The sequence below is a fragment of the Escherichia sp. S10b genome, from assembly GCF_028421345.1.
Classification (GTDB): domain Bacteria; phylum Pseudomonadota; class Gammaproteobacteria; order Enterobacterales; family Enterobacteriaceae; genus ECMA0423.
In genome coordinates this window covers 1-2455 of record NZ_JAHZSO010000066.1, presented here as the reverse complement: position 1 = coordinate 2455, position 2455 = coordinate 1, and the positions used below count along the sequence as shown (strand labels likewise).

The 2455-nt window shown below is 44.1% G+C and carries 1 protein-coding gene; it reads left to right on the top strand.

Going from position 1 to position 2455, the window contains the following annotated elements:
* Positions 1-405: 405 nt before the first annotated feature.
* Entirely contained in the window at positions 406-2307 is a 1902-nt protein-coding gene (gene ltrA / locus FTE26_RS06045; RefSeq protein WP_000936285.1) for a group II intron reverse transcriptase/maturase, read from the top strand.
* Positions 2308-2455 lie beyond the last annotated feature (148 nt).

Sequence of the window (2455 nt, the reverse complement as noted above, 5' to 3'; positions counted from 1 at the left end):
AAACTGGGTTTGTTGAAGTCGAGATCTATGTGGGAAACAGGAAACCAATAACGCAGAACGATTGAAGCGTTATTCCCGTAATAGCACAAGAAATCCGCCCTACGTTGATTGTGACCACTCTAACGGGCCAGCTATTGATGAAATAGTTAAACGATCGAAAGACATCCTAAGTACATCGCATCTCCACACCGTGAAACTACGGGACTACCTAAACTGGATTTATACCCAGCATGGTAGCGGAGTCTCCATAGTACTCAAGGTCGGCCTGTAATGGGCTACGGCAGTCCGCATTATACGGAAGCAGCAAAGGTATAAATCAACCGGAAGGGAGATGAAAGCCTCACAGTGCTGCGGGGAAGGGAGACAGTTGTTAGATACATCAATCTCTAAGAGGAGGGTTAGCCAATGCTGCCTGATGAACTTGAGAAAAGATTAGATGGAATTGAGGATGCTTCAAAAAAAGGGTATCCAGTACGTAATCTATACAAAATTGCGTGTGAGCCCGGACTGTGGCTGCAAGCCTACGTGAATATACGGGCCAATGCAGGTGCACTGACTCAAGGTGTATCAACAGATACCATTGATGGCTTCTCTATCGAAAGAGCAGAGAAGCTGGCAAAAACATTGCGGAGTAGAGAATACGTAGCGAAACCTGTACGCAGAGTTCAGATCCCAAAAAAGGACGGAAAAACCAGACCGCTGGGGATTCCAGGTGGAGACGATAAACTGGCGCAAGAAGTAGCAAGAATTATTCTGGAAAGGGTTTATGAACCAGTATTCTCTGAACACTCTCATGGATTCAGACCAAAACGTTCGTGTGAAACTGCGCTCAGATCTATTCGTCCAGTCTGGAACGGAGTTAAATGGATCGTGGATGTTGATATCAAAGGTTTCTTTGACAATATCCCCCACAAACTATTGCTGAATACACTGGCAGAGAAAATTAAGGATAAGAATTTCCTGAAATTAATCGAACAGTGGCTGAAGGCAGGATATGTGGACAATTGGAAATACCATCGCTCATATTCTGGCACGCCACAAGGTGGGATAATTTCTCCCTTACTGGCAAATATATACCTCGACAAACTGGACCGTTTTGTAGAACAGAACTTAATTCCTGCATATACAAGCGGTACAAAACGAAGAGCGAATCCAGATATGAACAGGCTGGCCCATAAGATTCATAAACTACGAAAGAAAGTAGACGGTATGGCAACTGATTCTGAATCAGAAAAAGAAGCCATAAAGAAAGAAATTGAACGACTGCTTGAAGAAAAACGTTCTATACCATCTCAGGTCATGAACGATCCAAACTTCAGGCGTATGTACTATGTTCGATATGCTGATGACTTCGTAATTGGTGTCATCGGCTCGAAGAAAGATGCTGAACATATATCAAGACAGGTCAGAAACTTTATTACTACTTCACTGGGATTGGAAGTTAATGAAGCAAAGACCAGGATCCGCCATATCTCAGAAGGAGTTAATTTTTTAGGCTATGAAATCAGACAGGCAGATGCAAAGAAATTGCTGAAGCAGAAAATGCAAGGGCGGCACGCTCTCCGGAGATCCACCACAGGAATTGTGCAGCTCTTCGTTCCTGACAATATAGCCGCTAAATTTTGTCACCAAAAGAAATATGGCTGTTATGAGAATGTGAAGGCTGTACATCGTTCAAGTCTACAAAATCTCAGTGAAGCTGAAATTGTTCTGACTTTCAACGCGGAAATGCGCGGATTGGCGAACTACTACAGTCTGGCGCTGGACATGAAATATAAATTATCAAAATTATATTTCATATGGCAAATAAGCCTTTTTAAGACCCTAGCGAATAAACGACGTAGTTCAGTGAATAAAGTCGCCAAATCGCTACGGCAAAATAATGGAGATCTGGCTATTACCGTTCAGGCCAAAAATGGATCCCGAAAGATTGAGGTTTTCAAACTCAAACATGTCAATCGCAACCGAACAACGATTGTCGATACGGAACCGAGAACCGCACATATCACAACCCGCACAACAGAGATCATGCGTCGATTAGGGGCAAGGATCTGCGAGTATTGTGCGAAGACTGGGCGCTGCGAAGTACATCATGTCAGAAAGCTAAAAGACCTGAAGAAAGGTCGTAAGGCCGGATATAAACCCAGCCTGTGGCAACTAATGATGATCGCACGCCGCCGGAAAACGATGATTTTGTGCGCAAGTTGCCACGACAAGTTACATAGCGGAAAACTACCCGATCTGAGACAGGAAAAGGGAAGAATACTCCTGCAACCACCTGTCTCAAGTGGGGATTCTGCTAAATGAGTTTATCCCCAATAAGCTAGCAATGGAGAGCCGTATGCATTGAAAGGTGCACGTACGGTTCGGAGGGGGGGTAACGGTGATCTAACTCAAGATAAGCAGGACATATTCGCCATTTATCTTGAAAGACCACACGTACCCTACCCTACCG